This is a genomic window from Streptomyces sp. NPDC008317, assembly GCF_042955955.1.
Lineage (GTDB): Bacteria > Actinomycetota > Actinomycetes > Streptomycetales > Streptomycetaceae > Actinacidiphila.
Window position 1 is genome coordinate 316,370 of record NZ_JBIBFQ010000002.1, and the last position, 18,743, is coordinate 335,112.

The following is an 18,743-nucleotide window of genomic DNA, read 5'->3' on the forward strand; positions in this document are numbered from 1 at the left end:
GCGCCCGCTCAGTTCGGCCAGAGCGCCGGGTCGGGCGTGAACCGTACGCGCAGCACGCCGTCCCGCAGCGCGGCGCCGGAGACCGTACAGCGGCGCAGGGCGGACGGCAGCGGCACGATCCGCCGGAAGCCGCCCGCGTCCAGGACGAGTTCGTCGCCGCGGCGGACCAGGTCGAGCCCTTCGCGGCTCGCGCCGGGCAGCGGCAGCGACCACACGAAGTGGCCCTCGGCCGCGAGGCGGTCGTCGACACTCCAGGGGTCCGCGGCCCGCGAACCCGAGACACCGGCACGAGGAGAGCGGTGCTCGAAGGTGTCGACGGCCAGCGCCGCCAGTTCCGCGGGTCCTCGCGGTTCCGCGCCCAGGTGCGGCAGTTCGCGCAGCGCCACCGCGTCGGCCGCGCAGGTCTCGGCCATCGCCTTGAGCCGGTCCTGCTGGCGGGCGCCGAGCCCGGCGAGGAAGGGGTCGGCGGAGTCGGCGGGCAGCAGCCGGTTGGCGACCACGGCTTCGAGGCGGTGGCCGAACAGGGCGAGTCCGGTACGGGCGTCGCGCAGCACGCGCTCGGCGTGCGGTCCCGGCTCCACGACGACCGCCACGGTCGTCCCGGTGTCCTCGATCACCGACTGCACGGCGGACAGCTCGCGGTCGGCGCGGGCGGCGGCCTCGTACGCCCACTCGGCGGGCATCGGGACCCCGGCGAGCTGGGCGAGCACCGGGCGCAGCGCGCGGGCGGCCTGCCGGTCGGCGGGCAGCAACCGCCGCAGGTAGCGCCGCAGTTGTTCCGGCAGGGCGAGCAGCGCGACGGCGTCGCGCACGGGCGGCAGGTCGACGACGACCAGGTCCCACGGCGGCCGGTCGTCGTGGCCGACGGTGTGCACGTCGCGCAGCGCCCGCAGCAGGGCGAGCGCGTCGGCGCCGGGGACCTCGGTCAGCTCCTCGGGGTCGAGGGGGGCCGCGCCGAGCATGTCGAGCAGGGTGCCGATCCGCTGCTGGAGGTCGAGGGTGGCGGCCCGGTAGGAGGCGGCGGTGTCGACGGCCGCGACCCGCAGTTCCGGCACGCCGTCCACCGCGCTGGGGCGGCCGAGCGCGGGTGATCCGGACAGCGGTCCGGCGGCCTCGGGCGCGGCGGACAGCGGCAGCAGGGCGGCCACGTCGGCGCGGTCGCCGGTGAGCAGCACCGTACGGACGCCGTCGCGGGCGGCGGCCACGGCGGTCGCCGCCGCGACCGTGGTGCGGCCCGCGCCTCCGTGGCCGGTGACGAGCAGGGTGCGGGGCGGTCGCGGGGCGCGGGTCACCGGGTCAGGCCGGGTCGTCGGGCTTGGCGGCGGAGTCGGCCGCGGCGTCGGCGGAGTCCGGCACGCCGGCCGCGTCCCCGCCCTCACCGCTCCCGGACTCGACGCGCTTCTTCAGGCCCGCGAGCGCCCGGTCGATGATGACCTTCTCCGCCTTGCGCTTGATCATGCCGAGCATGGGGATCTTGACGTCCACGGTGAGCTGGTACGTCACCTCGGTGCGCGTGCCGCCGTCGCGCGGCGCGAGGGCGTAGGAGCCGTCGAGGGTGCGCAGCATCTGGGACTTGACCAGCGACCAGCGCACCTCGGTGGCGCTGATCCAGGTGTACGCCAGGGTGTGGTCGTCCTTGATCGCCCCGGCGTCGAGCACCAGCCGGACCTGCTCGGCGCGGCCTTCGGCGTCGGTGGCGAGGACTTCCGCCTCCTTGACCTCTCCCGTCCACTCCGGGTAGCGGCCGAAGTCGGCGATGACGCCCATGACGGCGGCCGGAGCCGCCTCGATCGTGATGCTCGACTTCGTGTGTTCCGCCATCGCCGTAGCCCCTCCGGGACATCGCATGCCATTGCTGCTGAAGGCTACCGCGTGCAGGTGGGGCGGCCGTCACCGCTGCGGGCGCCGCCGGTCGCGTCCGGCGGCGCGGTCACCACTCCAGGACCCACGGCCGACGGGTGTGGTTGAAATGCCCGACGTTGACGCATTCGGTGCGGCCGATCCGGGTGCGCGGCACCAGCGGCTGGTGGACGTGGCCGAAGAGCGCGAATTTGGGCCGGACGGTGTGGATCGCCTCCAGCAGCGCCTGGCTGCCGCGCTCGAAGCGCCGGGCGGCGGTGTCGTAGCAGAGTTCCGGGATCGCGGGCGGGATGTGGGAGCAGAGCACGTCGACCGGGCCGAGGGCGGCGACCTTGGCCGCGTACTCCTCCTCGGAGATTTCGTACGGGGTGCGCATCGGGGTGCGCAGGCCGCCGCCGACGAAGCCGAAGACCCGGCCGCCGATCTCGGCGGTCGCGCCGTCCAGGACGGTGGTGCCGGGGCCCGCGTACTCCGGCCAGAGGGCCGGGATGTCGACGTTGCCGTAGGTGGCGTACGTCGGGGCGGGGAAGGCGGCGAACAGCTCCGCGTACTGCTTGCGTACCGCGGACTCGATGGCGGTGCGCCGGTCGGTCCCGGCCCACAGCTCCTGGTCCAGGACCCTGGCCTCGTCGAAGCGGCGGGCGGTGCGCAGCTCGACCATCCGGTCGGCGTTGGCGACGCCGAAGAGGTCGGGGAAGATGCCGCGGGAGTGGTCGGCGTAGTCGAGGAAGAGGACCAGGTCGCCCAGGCAGACCAGCGCGTCCGCGCCGTCCCCGGCCCGGCTCAGGGCCTCGGCAGCGCCATGGACGTCACTCACCACATGGACCCGCATGCGGACACTTTATAGCCGGACAGACCCTAGCGGGTCAGCGGCGGCCCGGCCGCGCGCTGGACTACTCTTCCGGGCAGGAACCCAGCCGCTCCGCCCCGGTGTGTGAAGCGCGTGTGATGTGTGTGTGACGCTGAGAACATCTGTACGGCCCCCCTATCGCCAGAGCTTTACCGATGGGTAACGTCCACGCCGTCCACATCTTCCCTCCGGGTGCGCCGTGGCACCGATGAGGAGCAGCCGCCTTGCGTGAGTTCAGTCTTCCGGCCCTGTACGAGGTCCCCGCGGACGCCAATCTGACGGATCTGATCCGCCGCAACGCCGCTCAGCATCCGGACACCGCCGTCGTCGCCCGCAAGGACTCCGCGGGCCGGTGGCAGGACGTCAGCGCGACGGGTTTCCTCGCCGAGGTGCGCGCCGCGGCCAAGGGTCTGATCGCCTCGGGCGTGCAGCCGGGCGACCGGGTGGCCGTGATGTCCAGGACGCGGTACGAGTGGACGCTGCTGGACTTCGCGATCTGGAGCGCGGGCGCGGTCACCGTGCCGGTCTACGAGACGTCGTCGGCGTCCCAGATCGAGTGGATCCTCAGCGACTCGGGCGCGGTCGCGGCGGTCGTGGAGTCCGAGCCGCACGAGAGCGCGGTGGAGTCCGTACGGGAGCGGCTGCCGCGGCTCAAGCACCTGTGGCGGATCGACACCGGCGCGGTGGACGCGCTGAACGCGGCGGGTACAGACATCTCCGACGCGGTGGTGGACGAGCGCAGCGCGAGCGCGGGCGCCGACTCCCCCGCGACCGTCGTCTACACCTCGGGCACCACGGGCCGCCCCAAGGGCTGTGTGCTGAGCCACCGCAGCTTCTTCGCGGAGTGCGGCAACGTGGTGGAGCGGCTGAGCCCGCTGTTCCGTACCGGGGACTCCTCGGTGCTGCTCTTCCTGCCGCTGGCCCACGTCTTCGGGCGGCTGGTCGAGGTCGCGGCCGTGATGGCGCCGATCAGGCTCGGCCATGTGCCGGACGTGAAGAACCTCACCGACGACCTCGGCTCGTTCCGGCCGACGATGGTCCTGGGGGTGCCGCGGGTCTTCGAGAAGGTCTACAACACCGCGCGGGCCACGGCGGAGGCGGGCGGCAAGGGCAAGATCTTCGACCGCGCGGCGGCCACCGCGATCGAGTACAGCCGGGCGCTGGACACCACGGCGGGCCCGTCGCTGAAGCTGCGGTTCACGCACAAGGTCTTCGACCGGCTCGTCTACGCCAAGCTCCGCGCGGTCCTCGGCGGCCGGGCCACCCACGCGATCTCCGGCGGCGCGCCGCTGGGCGAGCGCCTCGGCCACTTCTACCGCGGTATCGGCTTCACGGTGCTGGAGGGCTACGGCCTCACCGAGTCCTGCGCGGCCACGGCCTTCAACCCCTGGGACCGTACGAAGATCGGTTCGGTCGGCCAGCCGCTGCCGGGGTCGACCGTGCGGATCGCGGACGACGGCGAGGTGCTGCTGCACGGCGAGCACCTGTTCACCGGGTACTGGAACAACGAGGCGGCGACCGCGGAGGCGGTCTCCGACGGCTGGTTCCACACCGGTGACCTGGGCTCGCTCGACGAGGACGGCTATCTGTCGATCACCGGCCGGAAGAAGGAGATCATCGTGACGGCGGGCGGCAAGAACGTCGCGCCCGCGGTGATCGAGGACCGGATCAGGGCGGACGCGCTGGTCGCCGAGTGCATGGTGGTCGGTGACGGGCGCCCGTTCGTGGCGGCGCTGATCACCCTGGACGAGGAGTTCCTGCCGCACTGGGCCGAGCAGCACGGCAAGGCGGGCGCGGGCGTCGCCGAGCTGGCGGCCGACCCGGAGCTGCTGGCGGCCGTGCAGCGCGCGGTGGACGAGGGCAACGCGGCCGTCTCCAAGGCCGAGTCGGTGCGGAAGTTCCGTATTCTGCCGACCCAGTTCACGGAGGAGTCCGGCCACGTCACGCCGTCGCTGAAGCTGAAGCGGAATGTCGTCCTGACGGACTTCGCGGCGGAGATCGAGGCCCTTTACCAGCGCTGAGGTTCTGTCCTCACACGCCGGACGGGCTGATTTCGGCGAGGGCGCTGTCCATGAGCCGCTCCGCGAGCGCGGTGATCGTCACGAACGGGTTGACGCCGATGGAGCCGGGGATCAGGGAGCTGTCGGTGACGTAGAGGTGGTCGTAGCCGCTGACACGGCCGTACGCGTCGGTGGCGCGGCCGAGCGGCAGGCCGCCCAGCGGGTGGTAGCAGAAGTCGTCGGCGAAGGCTTTGTTGCCGCCGAAGAGGTCGTAGCGGTAGATCGTGCCCTGCTTGCGGTTGATCCGGTCGAAGAGGGTCTTGGCGGCCTTGACCGAGGGCTGGTTCTGGGCGAGCGTCCAGTTCAGCCGGGCGGAGTCGGTGGCGGCGTCGTAGGAGAAGGTGCCGCGTTCGGGGTTCTTGGTGATGGCCAGGTAGAGGCTGATCCAGGTCTCGAAGCCGATCGGGAGCGGCGCGATCTCGGCGAAGACCGGGTTGCTCGCGTTGGACCAGTCGTCGATGCCCATGACGGGGATGGTGGACTGGTGCGCCCCGGTGGGATTCCACAGGTAGTTGGCGCGGGCGAGCATGATGTTGCCGTTGCCGCCCCAGGCGGTGCCCACGCTCGCGTTGAGCCGCGGGAGGGTGCCGGTCTCGCGGGCCCTGACCAGGATCTCGGTGGAGCCGAGGCTGCCCGCGGCGAGGAAGAGGTAGCGGCAGCCGACCTCGCGGGTCTCCACGACCGCGCCGGTCAGGTCGATCCGGTCGACGGTGAGCACGTACGTGCCGTCGGCCGCTCTTCTCACGGCTCTGACCCGGCTGAGGGTCTCTATGGTGACGTGCCCGGTGCCGAGCGCCGAGGCCAGATAGGTCTTGTCGACGCTGCGCTTGCCGTGGTTGTTGCCGTAGATGACCTCCTGGTCCAGCGCGGACTTGGTGGCGGTGCCCGCGGCCTCGGCCTTCATGTACGAGAAGTCGTACACGTTCGGCACGAAGGTGGTGCTGAGGCCGGCGCTGTGGGCCTGGTCGCGGGAGACGCGGGCGAACTGGTACCACTCGGTGGACTCGAACCAGGCGGGGTCGACGGTGTTGACGCCGAGCATGCTGGTGGCGCGCGGGAAGTACGTGGAGTACATCGCGGTGGAGTCGACCTGCGGGAGGACTTCCTCGAAGTACGCGCGGGACGGGGTGACGGCCATGCCGCCGTTGACCAGGGAGCCGCCGCCGACGCCGCGGCCGACGTAGACGGACATGTCGCCGTAGTGCACGCGGTCCAGGACGCCGGGGTAGGGGGTGATGTCCTTGTTGACGAGGTCGAGCCAGAGGAAGGTCGCCAGCGGCGCCTCGGTGCGGCTGCGGAACCACATCGACCGCTGGTCGGGCGAGCTGGTGTTGCAGAAGATCTTGCCGTCGGCGGCGGGGGTGTCCCACAGCCGTCCCATCTCCAGGACGGTGGTGGTGACACCGCGCTGGCCGAGCCGGAGGGCGGCGACGGCGCCGCCGTAGCCGGAGCCGATCACGATCGCGGGGCTGAAGGTGGTGGCGGCGGGCTCCGCCTGCGCGGCGGACGCGGGGGTCGCGGAGAGCGCGATACGGGTGAGGCCGAGTGCTGCTGCGGTCTGGAGGGCGCCGAGTCCCAGAAAGTGACGGCGCGTCAGGTCTGATGTCATGCGCGCATGATGGGCGGGTCCGCGTGAACCCTCCATGCCCATGACGCATGGTCTTTTACGGCGGCCGGTTCTCGTACGACGACGGCGCCGGGACGGCGGCCGTGACCGCGCCCATCGGGTTACAGCAGGGACGTGAGCCGCTGCGCCAGCAGGTCCCAGCGCCAGGCGTCCTCGACCCAGCGACGGCCGCGCTCGCCCATCCGGGCGCGCAGTTCGGGGTCGCGCAGCAGGGTCAGGACGCGGTCGGCGCACTGCGCGGGCGAGCCGCCCGCGACCACCCAGCCGGTCTCGCCGTCCAGGACCGCGTCGGGCGCGCCGCCGGAGTCGCCCGCGATCACCGGCAGCCCGGTCGCGGACGCCTCCAGGTAGACGATGCCGAGCCCTTCGACGTCCAGGCCGCCGCGCCGGGTCCTGCACGGCATCGCGAAGACGTCACCGGCGCCGTAGTGGGCGGGCAGCTCCTCCCACGGCACAGGCCCGGTGAAGCGCACCGCGTGGCCGACGCCGGTCCGCTCCGCCAGCTTCTCCAGGTCCCCCCGGTACGGTCCGCCGCCGACGATCAGCAGCGCGGTGTCCGGCACCTCGTGCAGGATCCGGGGCATGGCCTGGATCAGCGTGTCCTGGCCCTTGCGCGGCACCAGCCGCGACACGCACACCACCACCGGGCGGTCGGCGAGGCCGAGCCTGGCCCGTACCACCGCGCCGCCCGAGCCGGGGTGGAAGGTCTTCTCGTCGACGCCCGGCGGCAGTTGGACCATCCGGGCGGCGGCGGCCGGGGTCAGCGCGGCGGCGATCCGGGAGCGGGTGTACTCGCCGAGGTAGGTGAGGGTGTCGGTGCCCTCGCCGATCCGGCGCAGCAGCGAGCGGCTGGCGGGGAGCTGCGCCCAGCCCGCCTCGTGCCCGTGCGTGGTGCCGACCAGCCGCCGCGCGCCGGCCTTGCGCAGCGCGGGCGCCATCAGGCCGAGCGGGGCGGCGGCGCCGAACCAGACGGAGGAGCAGCCGTGTTCCCGCAGCAGGTCGGCGGCGCGCCGGGTGACCCTGCGGGTGGGCAGCAGCATCGAGGTGCGGTCGCGGACCACGGGGAAGGGCTGCTCCGCGTCGAAGCGGGCGACCTCGGCGCCGTCCTTCCAGGTGGAGGTGTAGACGACGACCTGTCCCGGGTCCATCCGCAGCGCCATGCTGTGCACGAAGGACTGGATGCCGCCGGGCCTGGGCGGGAAGTCGTTGGTCACGATCAGGGTCTTGTCCATCGCCGCCGACAGTACCCGCTCACGCGGTGTTCACCCGGCTGGCCGCCACCGGCCGCGTCCGTCCCGCGACCGGGCCGCCGCTCACCGCATGATGCGTATCGTGACAAACACACATATCAGCGGTCGGGGCTGGGCCGTGCTCACCTGGGTCGTCACCCGAGCCGCGTTCTTGTTGTTCGTGTTCGAGGTCGTCCACTTTCCCGGCCAGTACATCGCCCACGATGTCTCGTCCGTCTACCACCGCTGGTACGGGGTGCTGAGCACGGGCAGCTTCCCGCTGCACGACGTGACCTGGCAGTACCCGCCGGGGGCCGCGCTGGTGATCCTCGCGCCCGGCCTGCTGCCCTTCCTCAGCTACACCGCCGCCTTCTTCTGGCTGGCCTTCCTGGCGGACGCGGTGATCCTGGCGGTGCTGCTGCGCGACTCGCGGGTCAGGCGCGGCGGCCGGATGGCCGGGGTGTGGGTCTGGGTCGGCGGCGGCGCGCTGCTCGGCCCGATCATCTACGCCCGCTACGACGTGATGGTCACCGCCGTCGCCGTGGCGGGGCTGCTCCTGCTGCCCCGCCGCCCGAAGGCGGGCGGGGTGCTGGCCGGGGTGGGCGCCATGCTCAAGGTGTGGCCGCTGCTGCTGCTCATCGGGACGCCCCGCGGCCGTACCACCCGGCGGTCGTGGATCTCGGCGGCGGTGACGATGGCGGTGATCGCGCTCGCCTTCCACCTGGCCATGCCGGGCTCGCTGTCCTTCCTCACCTTCCAGCGCGACCGCGGCACCGAGGTCGAGTCGCTGGGCGCCACCGTCTTCCACATCGCCCGGCACTTCGGCTGGCACGGCACCGCGCGGATGCACTACGGGTCGGTCGAGTTCATCGGCCCGCATGTGCACCTGGTGAGCACCGCGGCGATGGCGCTGTCCCTGCTGGCCTTCGCCTGGCTGCTGCTGTGGCGGGTGCGGGCCCGCTCGTACTCGGTCGCCACGCCCTTCGACGCGGCCTTCACCGCGGTGCTGGTCTTCACCACCACCAGCCGGGTGATCAGCCCGCAGTACATGGTGTGGCTGGTCGGCATCGGCGCGGTCTGCATGACGCTGCGGGAGTCGGTGGTACGGCGGCCGGTCGCGCTGATGCTGGGCGCGACGCTCTTCACCACGCTGGAGTTCCCGATCTTCTTCGAGGACATCGCCCACAGCGACAAGCTGGGCGTGGCGCTGATCGTCACCCGTAACGGCCTGCTCGTCCTGGCGTCCCTGAGCGCCTGCCGTCGGCTGTGGGCGGCCACCGTGCCGCGCCGCGCGGCGCGCGGCGCGGTCGAGGGGGAGCCCGCCGACGCCCCGGCCGCGGTGCTCACCCGAGCCGAGCGGGTCGGGGTGCACGACAAGGGCTAGAGCGTGTCCTGCGGGGCGGCCGGGCGCCAGGCGCGGGCGGCGGCGATGCGTTCGGCGGGGGTGGGGTGGGTGCCGAACATCAGGTGCAGGGCGCGCGGCGGGTCGGGGTCGCCGATGTTCGCGACCGTCAGGCGGCGCTGCATCGCGATGAACTCGGCCGGGTCCGCGGTCAGTTCGAGGGCGTGCCGGTCGGCGCGCCGCTCGACCCCGCGGCTCACCGCGCAGCCCAGCGGCCCGGCGACGGCGCCGCCGACAGTGGCGACGGCCGCCAGCAGCCAGGCGGAGCGCGGGTCCGCGAAGTCGTCGGCGCCCGCGAGGTCGAGCAGGGGCCGCCAGGTCACCACGGCGGCCAGGACGCACACGCCGACGGCCGCGCCCAGCGCGCCGAGCGCGGTGCCGCGCGGCACGTCCCGGTGCACGACGTGGCCGAGTTCATGGGCGACCACCAGTTCCACCTCGCGCGGCTGCGCCGTGGTCAGCAGGGTGTCGTAGACGACGATGCGGCGGGTGCGGCCGAAGCCGGACACATACGCGTTGAGCGCGGTCGTACGGCGCGAGGCGTCGGCGACCAGCACATCCTCGACGGTGACGCCGTCGCGGGCGGCGAGCGCCAGCAGTGCGTCCCTGAGAGGGCCCGGCTCCATCGGCGTGAAGCGGTTGAACAGCGGCTCGAAGATCATGGGCGCCGCCCAGGACATCAGGACGGTCAGCGCGGCGGCGCCGAGCGCGGCCCACACCCACCATTGGCCGGTCGCCCCGGCGAGGGCGTAGACGGCGAAGAGCGCGCCGAAGGTGAGCGGCAGCGAGATCAGCAGGCCGCGCAGCACGTCCGCCCACCACCCGCCCCAGCCCTGCGTCACCAGGCCGAACCGGCGGCGGACCACGCGCCCGCGCGCCGCGAAGGGCAGCCCCAGCACCTCGGGCAGCAGCACCAGGGACACCGCCGCGCCCGCCACCCGGCCGCTCCACGTCCCGCCGCCGAACGCCGCGACCAGCCCCGCTCCCCCGGCCGTCAGCCCCAGCCCCAGCATCAGCCCCAGCGCTGCCACCCGCCCGCCGAGCGCGACCGGCCACACCCCCCGCCGCAAAGCCCGCGCCCGCCCGACCTCCTCCGCACTGAAGTCCCCCACCCCCGCAGCAGAAGACCCGGCATCCGCCGACGGCGAAGATCCTGCTGGCGGCGGGGTGTGCGGGGGGCGTCCTGGGGCGGCGTTCGACGGAGGCGGGGGCCGGTGGGCCGGGGGTTCCGCGGCGGGGTCACGGGTCATGGCAGCTCCTGGTGGAGGTAGGCGCGCCAGCGGGCGGTGAAGGCGGGGAGGGTGGTACCGAGAGTCGTGCGCAGGTGGGAGTCGACGGTGCCGCCGGAGGCGACGGCGCGGTAGAAGGCGACGAGCGCGTCCGGGGACCACTGGTCGGCGATCAGGCGGCAGGCGAGCCAGCCGCCCTCGTAGGCGCGGGAGAGGGTGTCGGCGTCGGCGGAGTGGAAGTCGGCGTCGGCGGGCAGCGCGGCGGGGACGCGGCCCGCGGCCACGGCGGCGGCCAGCTCCGGGGCGAGCTCGCGGGCGGTACGGCCCGCCGTACGGTAGGCGGTCCAGTCGGCGGCGCCCTCGGAGAGCCACAGCGGGGTGCGGGCGGTGGTCCACGCGCGGGTGGCGACATGCGTGGTCTCGTGGGTGAGCACGGTCTGCCGGCCGAAGGCGGAGAGCCCGCTGAACGCCTCGGGGTTGATGATCACCCGGTCGGAGCCGACCCGCGCGCTGCCGCCGCCCTCCCCCGTGGTGACGGCGGCGATGTTCCGGTAATCGGCCGGGTCCGCGTCGGCCAGCGCGGCCATCTGGTCCAGCGTGCGCGGCACCTCGACCACCACCTTGCCCGACCACCCGGCGCCGCCCCAGGTCCGCCGGACCTCCGGCACCGCCCGGTCCACGTCCTCGGCGTAGCCGCGCAGCCCGGCGGCGTCGCCGAGCCCGAGCACCAGGCTGTCCGTGCCCCGCACCACCGTCACCCGGCCCTGGTCCCACAGCTGTACGGCGCCGCGGTGCCCGGACGCGGCGCCGTCGTCGTCCCCGGCCACGTACCAGCTCCCGCCCCGCCGGGACAGCGTCAGGTAGTCGGTCGCGGCGACCGGCGCCGCGTCGAATCCGCTGAGCCGGTAGCGCAGTTGGACCTCGGCCGCGGCCCGTACCGTGCCGTCGGCGGTCGGCGGCAGCCCGAACGCGCCGGTCCGCACCAGCCGGTAGGACCAGTCGGCCAGCGGCACGTCCGCGATGTCGGTGAACATCGCCTTCTGCCGGTCGAGGAAGCGCGTCGCCCGCGGGTCGATCCCGGCGAGGAAGGCCGCCCGGTCGTGGTGCAGCACCGCGGCGGCCCGCCGGTCGAGCGCCTGCCGGATCCCGCCGTCGGTGGCGTCCGCCGTGGGCCGCCCGCCCGAGGCGGTCCCGCCGCACCCGGCGACGAGCGCCGCCAGCAGCGCCAGGGACAGGCCGAGCGCCGCCGCCCGGACACGGGAAGCGGTCGGCGTACGTCGGAGGGGCGCCACGGCCATGGGCCCGATCGTACGGCCCCGAGGACGCCCCCCACGGCCGGGGCGCCGCGCCCTTACGGCCGGGTCACGGCCGTGATCGGCATCATGCCGACCGGGTCGTAGCGGACCCTGGCGCCGGGGTAGGGGGCGTGGATGACCTGGCCGCCGCCGACGTACATCCCGACATGGCTGGCGTCGCCGCGGTAGATCACCAGATCGCCGGGCCGCGCCTGGTCCAGCGGCACCCGCTGCCCGGCGTTCATCTGCTCCTGCGAGGTGCGCGGCAGCGCGACCCCGGCCCGTGCGTACGAGTACTGCATCAGGCCCGAGCAGTCGAAGGAGTTGGGCCCGGTGGCGCCCCAGACGTAAGGGGCGCCGACCATCTGGCGGGCGGCGGCCACGGCCATCGCGCCGCGCCCCGAGGCGGCGGGCAGATTCGGGATGGCCGGCAGGTCGGCGGTCGTACGGTCGCGGGAGGCGCGCCCGGCGTCCATGCCGGGCCGGTATCCGGCGCGCTGGGCGGCGGGCATCGCGTTGAGCAGCCGCTGGGCCTCGGCGAGCGCCCGCTGCACCGACCGCTTGCGGTCCTGGAGCACCGCCCCGGCCTTGTCCAGTTCGGCGAGCTTGCCCGCCGCCTGGGAGCGCTGCTGGAGCAACAGCCGCTCGGCCTCCTGGAGTTGGCGCAACCGCCCGGCCTGCTGGGCGCTGAGCCGGTCCAAGGTGGTGGCCCGGTCCAGGTACTGGTCGGGGTCCGAGGACATCATCAGGGCGAGCGAGGGGTCGATGCCGCCGCTGCGATACTGCTCGGAGGCGAGCGAACCCAGCTCCTGCCGCATGTCGTTGACCCGCTGCTGCCCCTCGGCGGCCCGGTCCTGGAGGGTGGTCAGGTCGGCGCGGAGCCGCTTGGCGTGCTCCTGCGCCGCGTTGTACTTCTCGGTGGCCTGCTCGGCCTGCTGGTAGAGCCGGTCGAGCCGGGACGCCGTGTCGGGTGCGCCCCCGCCGGGATCGGCCGAGGCGACCTGCGCCGCACCGCCGGACAGCGCCGCGGTGGCCGCGGCGGCCGCGGACAGCACGGTGACCCGGGTGGTGCGGGCGGCGAAGCCCGGCTGTGGGGAGCGTCGATGGGAAGCCACGGGAGCTGACAGTAGTCAGCGCGACGCGGAGAGTTCAAAGAAGGCGCGGCCCCCGCATCGCCGCGCCGCGCCTCCCGCCCAGGTCACACACCCGCACCGGGCGGCACCGGGCACTTGTTCATCACCCGAACGCCGTAGGAGTCCGAACGCCGTATGAAAGCACCGGGGTCCGCGGGAGACTCCCGCGGACCCGTGAAATCGGTGAGGAACGACGCCGGAAGACGTCAGATGCGGACGCCGAACTGGAACGGCATGTTGCCGATCGACTCGTAGCGCACCGAGGCGCCCGGCTTCGGCGCGTGCAGCACCATGCCGTTGCCCGCGTAGAGGCCGACGTGGTGGTAGTCGCCGTAGAAGATGACGAGGTCGCCGACGGCGAGCTGGGAGGTGGAGTAGATCCGGGTCCCGGCGTTCGCCTGGGCCTGCGAGGTGCGCGGTATCGTCACGCCGGCCTGGTGGTACGCCCACGAGGTGAGGCCGGAGCAGTCGAAGGAGCTGGGGCCCGAGGCGCCGTACACGTACGGCAGGCCGACCCTGGACTGCGCGGCGGAGAAGGCGGCGGCGGCGCGCTGCGAGGCGGGCTTCGCGTCGCCGAGGTCCACGCGGGTGGTGGAGCGGTTGGCGCGGGCGTCGGCGGCGGCGATGGACGCGCGCTGCGCGGCCGTCAGCGAGTTGAGGATCTGCTGGGCCTGGGCCAGCTTGTCCTTCGCCTCGGCCTTGCGCTTGGCCAGCTCGGTGCGGGTGGTCTGGAGCTCGGTCAGCTTGGCGGTCGCCTCGGCGCGCTGCTGGTCCAGGGTCCGCTTGGCGTCCTGGAGTTGGTGCAGCGAGTCGGTCTGGATCGACGTGAGCTGGTTGAGCGTGGTCGCCTGGTCCAGGTAGTTGTCCGGGTTGGACGACAGGAAGAGCTGGAGCGACGGGTCGATGCCACCGCTGCGGTACTGGGAGGCGGCGATGGCGCCGAGGCCGTCCCTGAGCTGGTTCAGGTGCTGCTGCTGCCTGGCCACCTGGTCCTGGAGAGTGCCCGCCTCCTTCTGGAGGGTGTGCAGCTTCTCGTTGGCCCCGTCGTACTTCTCTGAGGCCTGCTCAGCCTGCTCGTACAGCGCGTCCACCTTCGCCTTGGCGTCCTTGACGGTCGGCTTGGCGGGGGCGGCCTGGGCCGCCTGGGAGGTGAGGGCCACCGCGGCTGCGGCGGTGGCGGTCAGCACGGTCACGCGCGTGCGGCTTGCCGGCTTGGGACGACGGTGGGACGCCACGAAGGCGAGCTCCTTCTTCCTTCAGCCGCCTACCGGTTGACTGGCGGGCGGCCCCCGGCGCGCCATCCGGATTGGATGATCGACTGCGCGGAGGTTCGACGCCCGACCTTAGTGACCTATCTGTGATCGGTTCAAATCCTTGTTGGCAAAATCTCGACCGGTTCGCACATTCTTTACGACCTTCGTACGCGCAGTGAGGGTGGATCAACGCTCCGTCGACGATGGCGCGTTCGCGAACCGAATACTCGAACGAATAGTGATGTGTTCGGTGGTGCGGCGACCGGGAGCCGGGGGGCCGGAGGCGCGGGCGGCGCGAGCGGCAGGCGCGGTTCAGACGCGTGCGAGACGTTTCAGCAGCAGGACGGAGGCGACCGGGCGGGCGCCCGCCTTGGCCACGCCGTCGGCGACTTCGCGGTCCGCGGAGACCACCACGATCTGCCGGCCGGGCGGTTCCGCCCGCACCAGCCGCCGGATCAACTCGTCAGCGGTCTCACCGGCCTTGCTGAACAGCACCCGCACCCCGCGCGGCGGCGCGAGCAGCACCGGCATGTCCAGGTCGGCGCCGTCGAAGACACAGGTGACCTCGGCGCCGCTCTGCGCGGCCAGCGCCGCGAGCCCGCCGAGCAGCCGCAGCCGCTGTTTCTCCAACGGCATCGACGGATAGCCGGTCTTGGTGACGTTGTAGCCGTCGACGACGAGGTGCGCCTGCGGCAGCGCGAGCAACTGGTCGAGCAGCGCCGGGTCGGTCTCGGACAGCGCGCGGGTGGCGATGTCGCGCGGGCTGAAGGCCCCGGGCGCGACCGCGTCCACCGTGTCGGCGGGGCGTACGCCCAGGGTGTCGCGCGGCGGCAGCGCCAGTTCACGGCGGAGCCCCGAGGCCGCGTCGAGGACGGTGTCCAGCAGCAGGCGCAGCCGTACGTCCTCGATACTGCGGCCCTCGCGGGCGGCGCGGCGGCCCGACTCGACCGCCGCCTCGGCCTCGGCGAGCCGGGTGCGCAGCCGCCGTGCCTCGCTCTCCGCGGCGGCCTTGTCCTGGGCGGCGGCGGCCCGCGCCTCGTCCAGTTCCGCCTGGATCTTGCGCTGGGCGGCCTCGGCGCGCTTGACGTCGCTGAGGGCGCTGCGCAGCTTGCGGTGCACCGAGTCGCCCTCCTTGCGGACGGCGTCCAGTTCGGCGCGGGCCCGTACGGCGTCCGAGCGCAGCTGCGTGTGCAAACCCTGGACCTCCTCGCGGAGCTTGGCCAGTTCGCGCAGCGTCTCCTCGTCGGCCCGCTCGGCGTGCGCCCGTTGGGCCTCCTCGCCCGCGGTGGTGACAAGCTTGGCCCAGCCCGCGGGGCGCAGCAGATAGGCCGCGGCGGCCACGTCGAGCGGGTCCGCGGCGGGCGGCGGGGTGCCGGCGTCCAGCGCCCCGGTCAGCTCCGGCTGCGCCTCGCGCAGTTTGCCCGCGACCTTGTGCCGGAAGGCCGGGTCGCCCTCCAGCGCGGTGGCCAGCGCGGTGGCCGCGTATTTCACACGTCTGGACGGGGTGAAACGGGCGTACGGCCGTAGCGAGACCGGCAGTTCGGCGAAGGTGAACCCGCCGAAGGCGTCGGCGGCGATGGCGACGACGCGGTGGCGTACGCCTTCGGGCAGCGGCCGGTCGAGCGCGGGTTCATGAGCGGCGTCGTCATGAGCGGCGTCGTCATGAGCGGCGTCGTCATCGGCAGTGACACCGGTGTCGGCGGGGTCACCGGGAGCGTCGGCGCCGGGGGCAGCGTTGCCATCGGGAGCGCTGCCGGAGACGCTGCCGGTAGAGCCGTCGGGAGTGCCGCCGCCGTCACGGCCGGGCGGTGCTTCGGCGCCCGGTTCGTCGTCGGCCCGCGGTGTGTCGGGGTCCTGCGCCGCGGCGCCGGACGCGTCGGCGCCCGGCCCGTCGGCGGCATCCGTCTCGGACCCCCTCGCCTCGGCCCGCGGAAAGCCGCCGATACCGTCCACCAGTCACTCCCGTCCGGTTACACGGCGCCTCCCCGGCCCCCTTCGATCCCTCCGGCCGCCGCCTCTTGCATCCATTGTCCCCGTAAGGAGGCTCAGTCCCGCGCCGAACCGGTCTCCGCGTCCGCGCCGGAGTCCGTTTCCCCGGCCGTTCCCTCGGACGTTCCCGCGGCCACGGCCGCGCCCGGCCGGTCGACCAGCTCGATCTGGTCCGCGGCGTTGCACCAGCGGCACCGCACGGACTCGACCGTCTCGGTCAGCACGTCGGTCTCCTCGATCCGCGGCTCGCCGCCGAGGTCGAGATGGACGTACTCCACGACCCGCGTGGAGCGGGTCACGTCGAACCGGGTCAGATTGCCGCACTGCGTGCAGCGCCACCGGGTGGTGGCGGTGGGCATGGGCACCGGCATCGGTCCTGCACCTCTTCCTCGGTCGGGCGTATCAGTGCTGACGGGCGTACGTCGGGGTCACCTTACGGCCTCCGACCCGCGACGCGCTGCGGCGAGGCGGCCTATGTCCGTTACGACCGCTGCGTCATCATCGGTCCATGGTCATCCCGGTGTACGACAAGAACCCGGTCCGCCGCACGCCGGTCGTGACGTATGCGCTGATCGCCCTGTGCACCGTGGTCTTCCTCCTCGGACCGCTGTCCGGCTTCAACCCCTCCTACGGCACGGGCGACAAGCTCCAGTGCGCGCAGGCCGTCTACTTCGCGCACTGGGGTGTCATCCCCAGTGAGCTGTTCCACGGCCGGCTCCCGATGGACCGGCTCGACCTGCCCGCGGGCTGCGCGGCCCCGCACGCGTACGCGAAGTCGCCGCTGCTGTCGGTGCTCACGGCGATGTTCCTGCACGGGAGCTGGCTGCACCTGATCGGCAACATGCTCTTCCTCTACGTCTTCGGCGACAACGTCGAGAACCGGATGGGCCGGGTGCGCTTCGCGCTCTTCTACCTGGTCGCGGGCTATCTGGCGACGTACGGCTTCGCGCTCGCCAACCCCGAGTCGACGCAGAGCCTGGTCGGCGCGTCCGGGGCGATCTCCGGGGCGCTGGGCGCGTATCTCTATCTGTACCCCAAGGCCCGGGTGACGAGCCTGTTCCCCTTCCTCTTCTTCATCCCGCTGCGCTTCCCCGCGTGGATGGTGCTCGGCTTCTGGTTCGTCCTCCAGTGGCTCGCCGCCCAGACCGGCAACAACGGTCCGGGGGTGGCGTATCTCGCCCATGTCGTCGGCTTCGCCTTCGGGTTCCTGTGCGCCTGGGTGTGCTACCGGCCGCGTCGTAAGCTGAGCGTCGTAGTCGGGTCGACCCAAGGAGACATCCAGCCGTGATCACCGCGATCGTGCTCATCAAGACTTCCGTCGACCGGATTCCGGAGATCGCCGAGGCCATCGCCGCGCTGGACAACGTCAGCGAGGTCTACTCCGTGACCGGCACGTACGACCTCGTCGCGCTGGTCCGCGTCGCCCGCCACGACGACCTGGCCGACATCATTCCGGGCCGGATCTCCAAGATCCCCGGCGTCGAGGCCACCGACACCCATGTCGCCTTCCGCACGTACTCGCAGCACGACCTTGAGGCCGCGTTCGCGATCGGCCTCGACGCCTGAGGCTGATTCCCTCTACGGATTCCGCCTACGGGTTCGTCCTACGGATTCGGCCTGCGCTCCCGGTACGCGGTCACGCGCGGGCCGCGTCGAGCAGCGGGCCCAACTCCCGTGCGGCGGTGGTGAGGGCGCGGACGTCGCGCTCCGCCCTGGCGATCAGGATCGCGCCCTCCAGGGTGCTGATCATGAGGGTCGCCAGCGGTACGGACCGGTCCTCGGGAACGCCCATGCCGGTCAGCGCCGCGGCCACCGGCGCGGTCCAGGCCGCGAAGGCGGCGGCGGTCGCCTTCCGGGTGGACTCGGTGGTCCGCGCGCAGTCCACCGAGGCGGCGGCGACCGGGCATCCGGCGTCGAAGCCGTCGGCCGCGTACTCGTCCGTCCACTGGCCGACCATCGCGGCGAACAGCCCGCCGGGGGTCGGCTCGGGCAGCGCGGCCAGGAAGCGGGCGACGCGCTTGGCGGCGTAGTTCCCCGCCCAGACGACCGCCTCGTTGACGAGCTGTTCCTTGCCGTTGGGGAAGTAGTGCTGGAGCGAGCCGCGCGGGGCGCCCGCGTGGGCGGCGACCTCGCGCATGCCGGTCGCGCCGACGCCCTCGCGCCGGATGAGCTGGGCCGCGCTGAAGACCATCCGCTCGCGCGGTCCGCGTTCTGACCCGGCCATCGTCGACACCTCCACGGAGCTACTGCGTTCCGACCCCTGCCGCCCGGGTCGTCCGGGCCACCTTATAGACGGCGGTCAGACCGTCCGGGGTGTACGACGCGCGGACCGGTTCCAGGCGGCGGCCGAGCGCGGCGAGCAGGCCCCGCCTGCCGTGCGGGACGTTCACCGTCACGTGCTCGACGCCCCTGGCCCGCGCGCGGGCGAGCAGCAGGCCGACCATGGCGGTGCCGACGCCCCGGCGCTGCCAGGCGTCCACGACCAGCACGCCCAGCTCGCCACCGGTTCCCGGCCCGGCGGTGTCGTCCGCCGCGAAGCCCGCGATTCCCACCAGGCGGTCCCGGCCGCCGCGGTACGCGACCACGGCGTCGTGCGCCGCGGGCGGTCCTGCCAGCAGACGGTCCAGGTGGGCGCGGGGGAATTCGCGCGCGCCGCCGAGGAAGCGCAGCCGGACCGTCTCCGGGGAGCAGGCCGCGAAGAGGGCGGCCACCGCGTCCGCGTCGGCGGGCCTGAGCAGGTCGATCCCGTCGGCGGGAGCGGCCGCCCGCCGCTCCGCACCCTCTATGACCACTGTCATAACGACCAGTATTATGAC

The 18,743-nt window shown here is 73.2% G+C and carries 17 protein-coding genes; 4 read left to right on the forward strand and 13 right to left on the reverse strand.

The annotated features are described in order from the left end of the window. Window positions 1–8 precede the first annotated feature (8 nt). The 3 genes from ACFY9V_RS06480 to ACFY9V_RS06490 form a co-directional block, all read right to left on the reverse strand. Window positions 9–1,292 (reverse strand): ArsA-related P-loop ATPase, encoded by a 1,284-nt coding sequence (locus tag ACFY9V_RS06480; RefSeq protein ID WP_391159801.1) that lies wholly within the window; start codon window positions 1,290–1,292, stop codon window positions 9–11. A 4-nt stretch (window positions 1,293–1,296) separates the two neighbouring features. Further along, a complete protein-coding gene (locus ACFY9V_RS06485) occupies window positions 1,297–1,821 on the reverse strand; it encodes an SRPBCC family protein (RefSeq protein WP_391124148.1) in 525 nt (174 codons plus the stop codon). A gap of 109 nt (window positions 1,822–1,930) precedes the next feature. After that, the gene (locus tag ACFY9V_RS06490; RefSeq protein WP_355334223.1) at window positions 1,931–2,692 is read right to left on the reverse strand and encodes a metallophosphoesterase; all 762 of its coding nucleotides are present in this window, start codon (window positions 2,690–2,692) and stop codon (window positions 1,931–1,933) included. 242 nt (window positions 2,693–2,934) lie between these two features. Between ACFY9V_RS06490 and ACFY9V_RS06495 the strand changes: the two genes are divergently transcribed. Beyond that, window positions 2,935–4,731: an AMP-dependent synthetase/ligase gene (locus ACFY9V_RS06495; protein ID WP_355334225.1), complete on the forward strand. Its 1,797-nt coding sequence runs from the start codon at window positions 2,935–2,937 to the stop codon at window positions 4,729–4,731. Window positions 4,732–4,741: 10 nt separating this feature from the next. On the opposite strand, the gene ACFY9V_RS06500 is transcribed toward ACFY9V_RS06495, so the two are convergent. After that, entirely contained in the window at window positions 4,742–6,379 is a 1,638-nt protein-coding gene (locus ACFY9V_RS06500) for a GMC oxidoreductase (RefSeq protein ID WP_391159803.1), read from the reverse strand. 119 nt (window positions 6,380–6,498) lie between these two features. After that, on the reverse strand, window positions 6,499–7,629 hold the full coding sequence (locus tag ACFY9V_RS06505) for a glycosyltransferase family 4 protein (RefSeq protein WP_355334230.1): 1,131 nt from the start codon (window positions 7,627–7,629) through the stop codon (window positions 6,499–6,501). A gap of 91 nt (window positions 7,630–7,720) precedes the next feature. Here ACFY9V_RS06505 and ACFY9V_RS06510 point away from each other — a divergent pair, with 91 nt between their 5' ends. After that, on the forward strand, window positions 7,721–9,010 hold the full coding sequence (locus tag ACFY9V_RS06510) for a glycosyltransferase 87 family protein (protein WP_391043902.1): 1,290 nt from the start codon (window positions 7,721–7,723) through the stop codon (window positions 9,008–9,010). Here ACFY9V_RS06510 and ACFY9V_RS06515 read toward each other — a convergent pair. The 6 genes from ACFY9V_RS06515 to ACFY9V_RS06540 form a co-directional block, all read right to left on the reverse strand. Continuing rightward, entirely contained in the window at window positions 9,007–10,140 is a 1,134-nt protein-coding gene (locus ACFY9V_RS06515; protein ID WP_391159804.1) for a M48 family metalloprotease, read from the reverse strand. The genes ACFY9V_RS06510 and ACFY9V_RS06515 overlap by 4 nt on opposite strands. Before the next feature lie 134 nt (window positions 10,141–10,274). Continuing rightward, entirely contained in the window at window positions 10,275–11,555 is a 1,281-nt protein-coding gene (locus tag ACFY9V_RS06520) for a hypothetical protein (protein WP_391159806.1), read from the reverse strand. A 53-nt stretch (window positions 11,556–11,608) separates the two neighbouring features. Then, window positions 11,609–12,667 (reverse strand): NlpC/P60 family protein, encoded by a 1,059-nt coding sequence (locus ACFY9V_RS06525; RefSeq protein ID WP_391159808.1) that lies wholly within the window; start codon window positions 12,665–12,667, stop codon window positions 11,609–11,611. 224 nt (window positions 12,668–12,891) lie between these two features. Then, window positions 12,892–13,920, reverse strand: a complete 1,029-nt coding sequence (locus tag ACFY9V_RS06530; protein ID WP_391043892.1) for an NlpC/P60 family protein — start codon at window positions 13,918–13,920, stop codon at window positions 12,892–12,894. A 330-nt stretch (window positions 13,921–14,250) separates the two neighbouring features. Then, window positions 14,251–15,549, reverse strand: coding sequence for an NYN domain-containing protein (locus tag ACFY9V_RS06535; protein ID WP_391044265.1), 1,299 nt, complete (start codon window positions 15,547–15,549; stop codon window positions 14,251–14,253). A gap of 434 nt (window positions 15,550–15,983) precedes the next feature. Beyond that, the gene (locus tag ACFY9V_RS06540) at window positions 15,984–16,298 is read right to left on the reverse strand and encodes a hypothetical protein (protein ID WP_391043890.1); all 315 of its coding nucleotides are present in this window, start codon (window positions 16,296–16,298) and stop codon (window positions 15,984–15,986) included. Window positions 16,299–16,435: 137 nt separating this feature from the next. On the opposite strand from ACFY9V_RS06540, the gene ACFY9V_RS06545 reads away from it, so the two are divergent. Both ACFY9V_RS06545 and ACFY9V_RS06550 read left to right on the forward strand, forming a co-directional pair. Next, entirely contained in the window at window positions 16,436–17,215 is a 780-nt protein-coding gene (locus tag ACFY9V_RS06545) for a rhomboid family intramembrane serine protease (protein WP_355334249.1), read from the forward strand. Continuing rightward, complete coding sequence (locus ACFY9V_RS06550; protein WP_188281460.1) at window positions 17,212–17,493, forward strand: Lrp/AsnC ligand binding domain-containing protein; 282 nt, start codon at window positions 17,212–17,214, stop codon at window positions 17,491–17,493. The genes ACFY9V_RS06545 and ACFY9V_RS06550 overlap by 4 nt, the downstream gene beginning before the upstream one ends. 70 nt (window positions 17,494–17,563) lie before the next feature. Here ACFY9V_RS06550 and ACFY9V_RS06555 read toward each other — a convergent pair whose 3' ends face one another. Both ACFY9V_RS06555 and ACFY9V_RS06560 read right to left on the reverse strand, forming a co-directional pair. Beyond that, window positions 17,564–18,151, reverse strand: coding sequence for a TetR family transcriptional regulator (locus tag ACFY9V_RS06555; protein WP_391159810.1), 588 nt, complete (start codon window positions 18,149–18,151; stop codon window positions 17,564–17,566). Window positions 18,152–18,170: 19 nt separating this feature from the next. Further along, a complete protein-coding gene (locus ACFY9V_RS06560; protein WP_391159812.1) occupies window positions 18,171–18,725 on the reverse strand; it encodes a GNAT family N-acetyltransferase in 555 nt (184 codons plus the stop codon). Window positions 18,726–18,743: the final 18 nt, after the last annotated feature.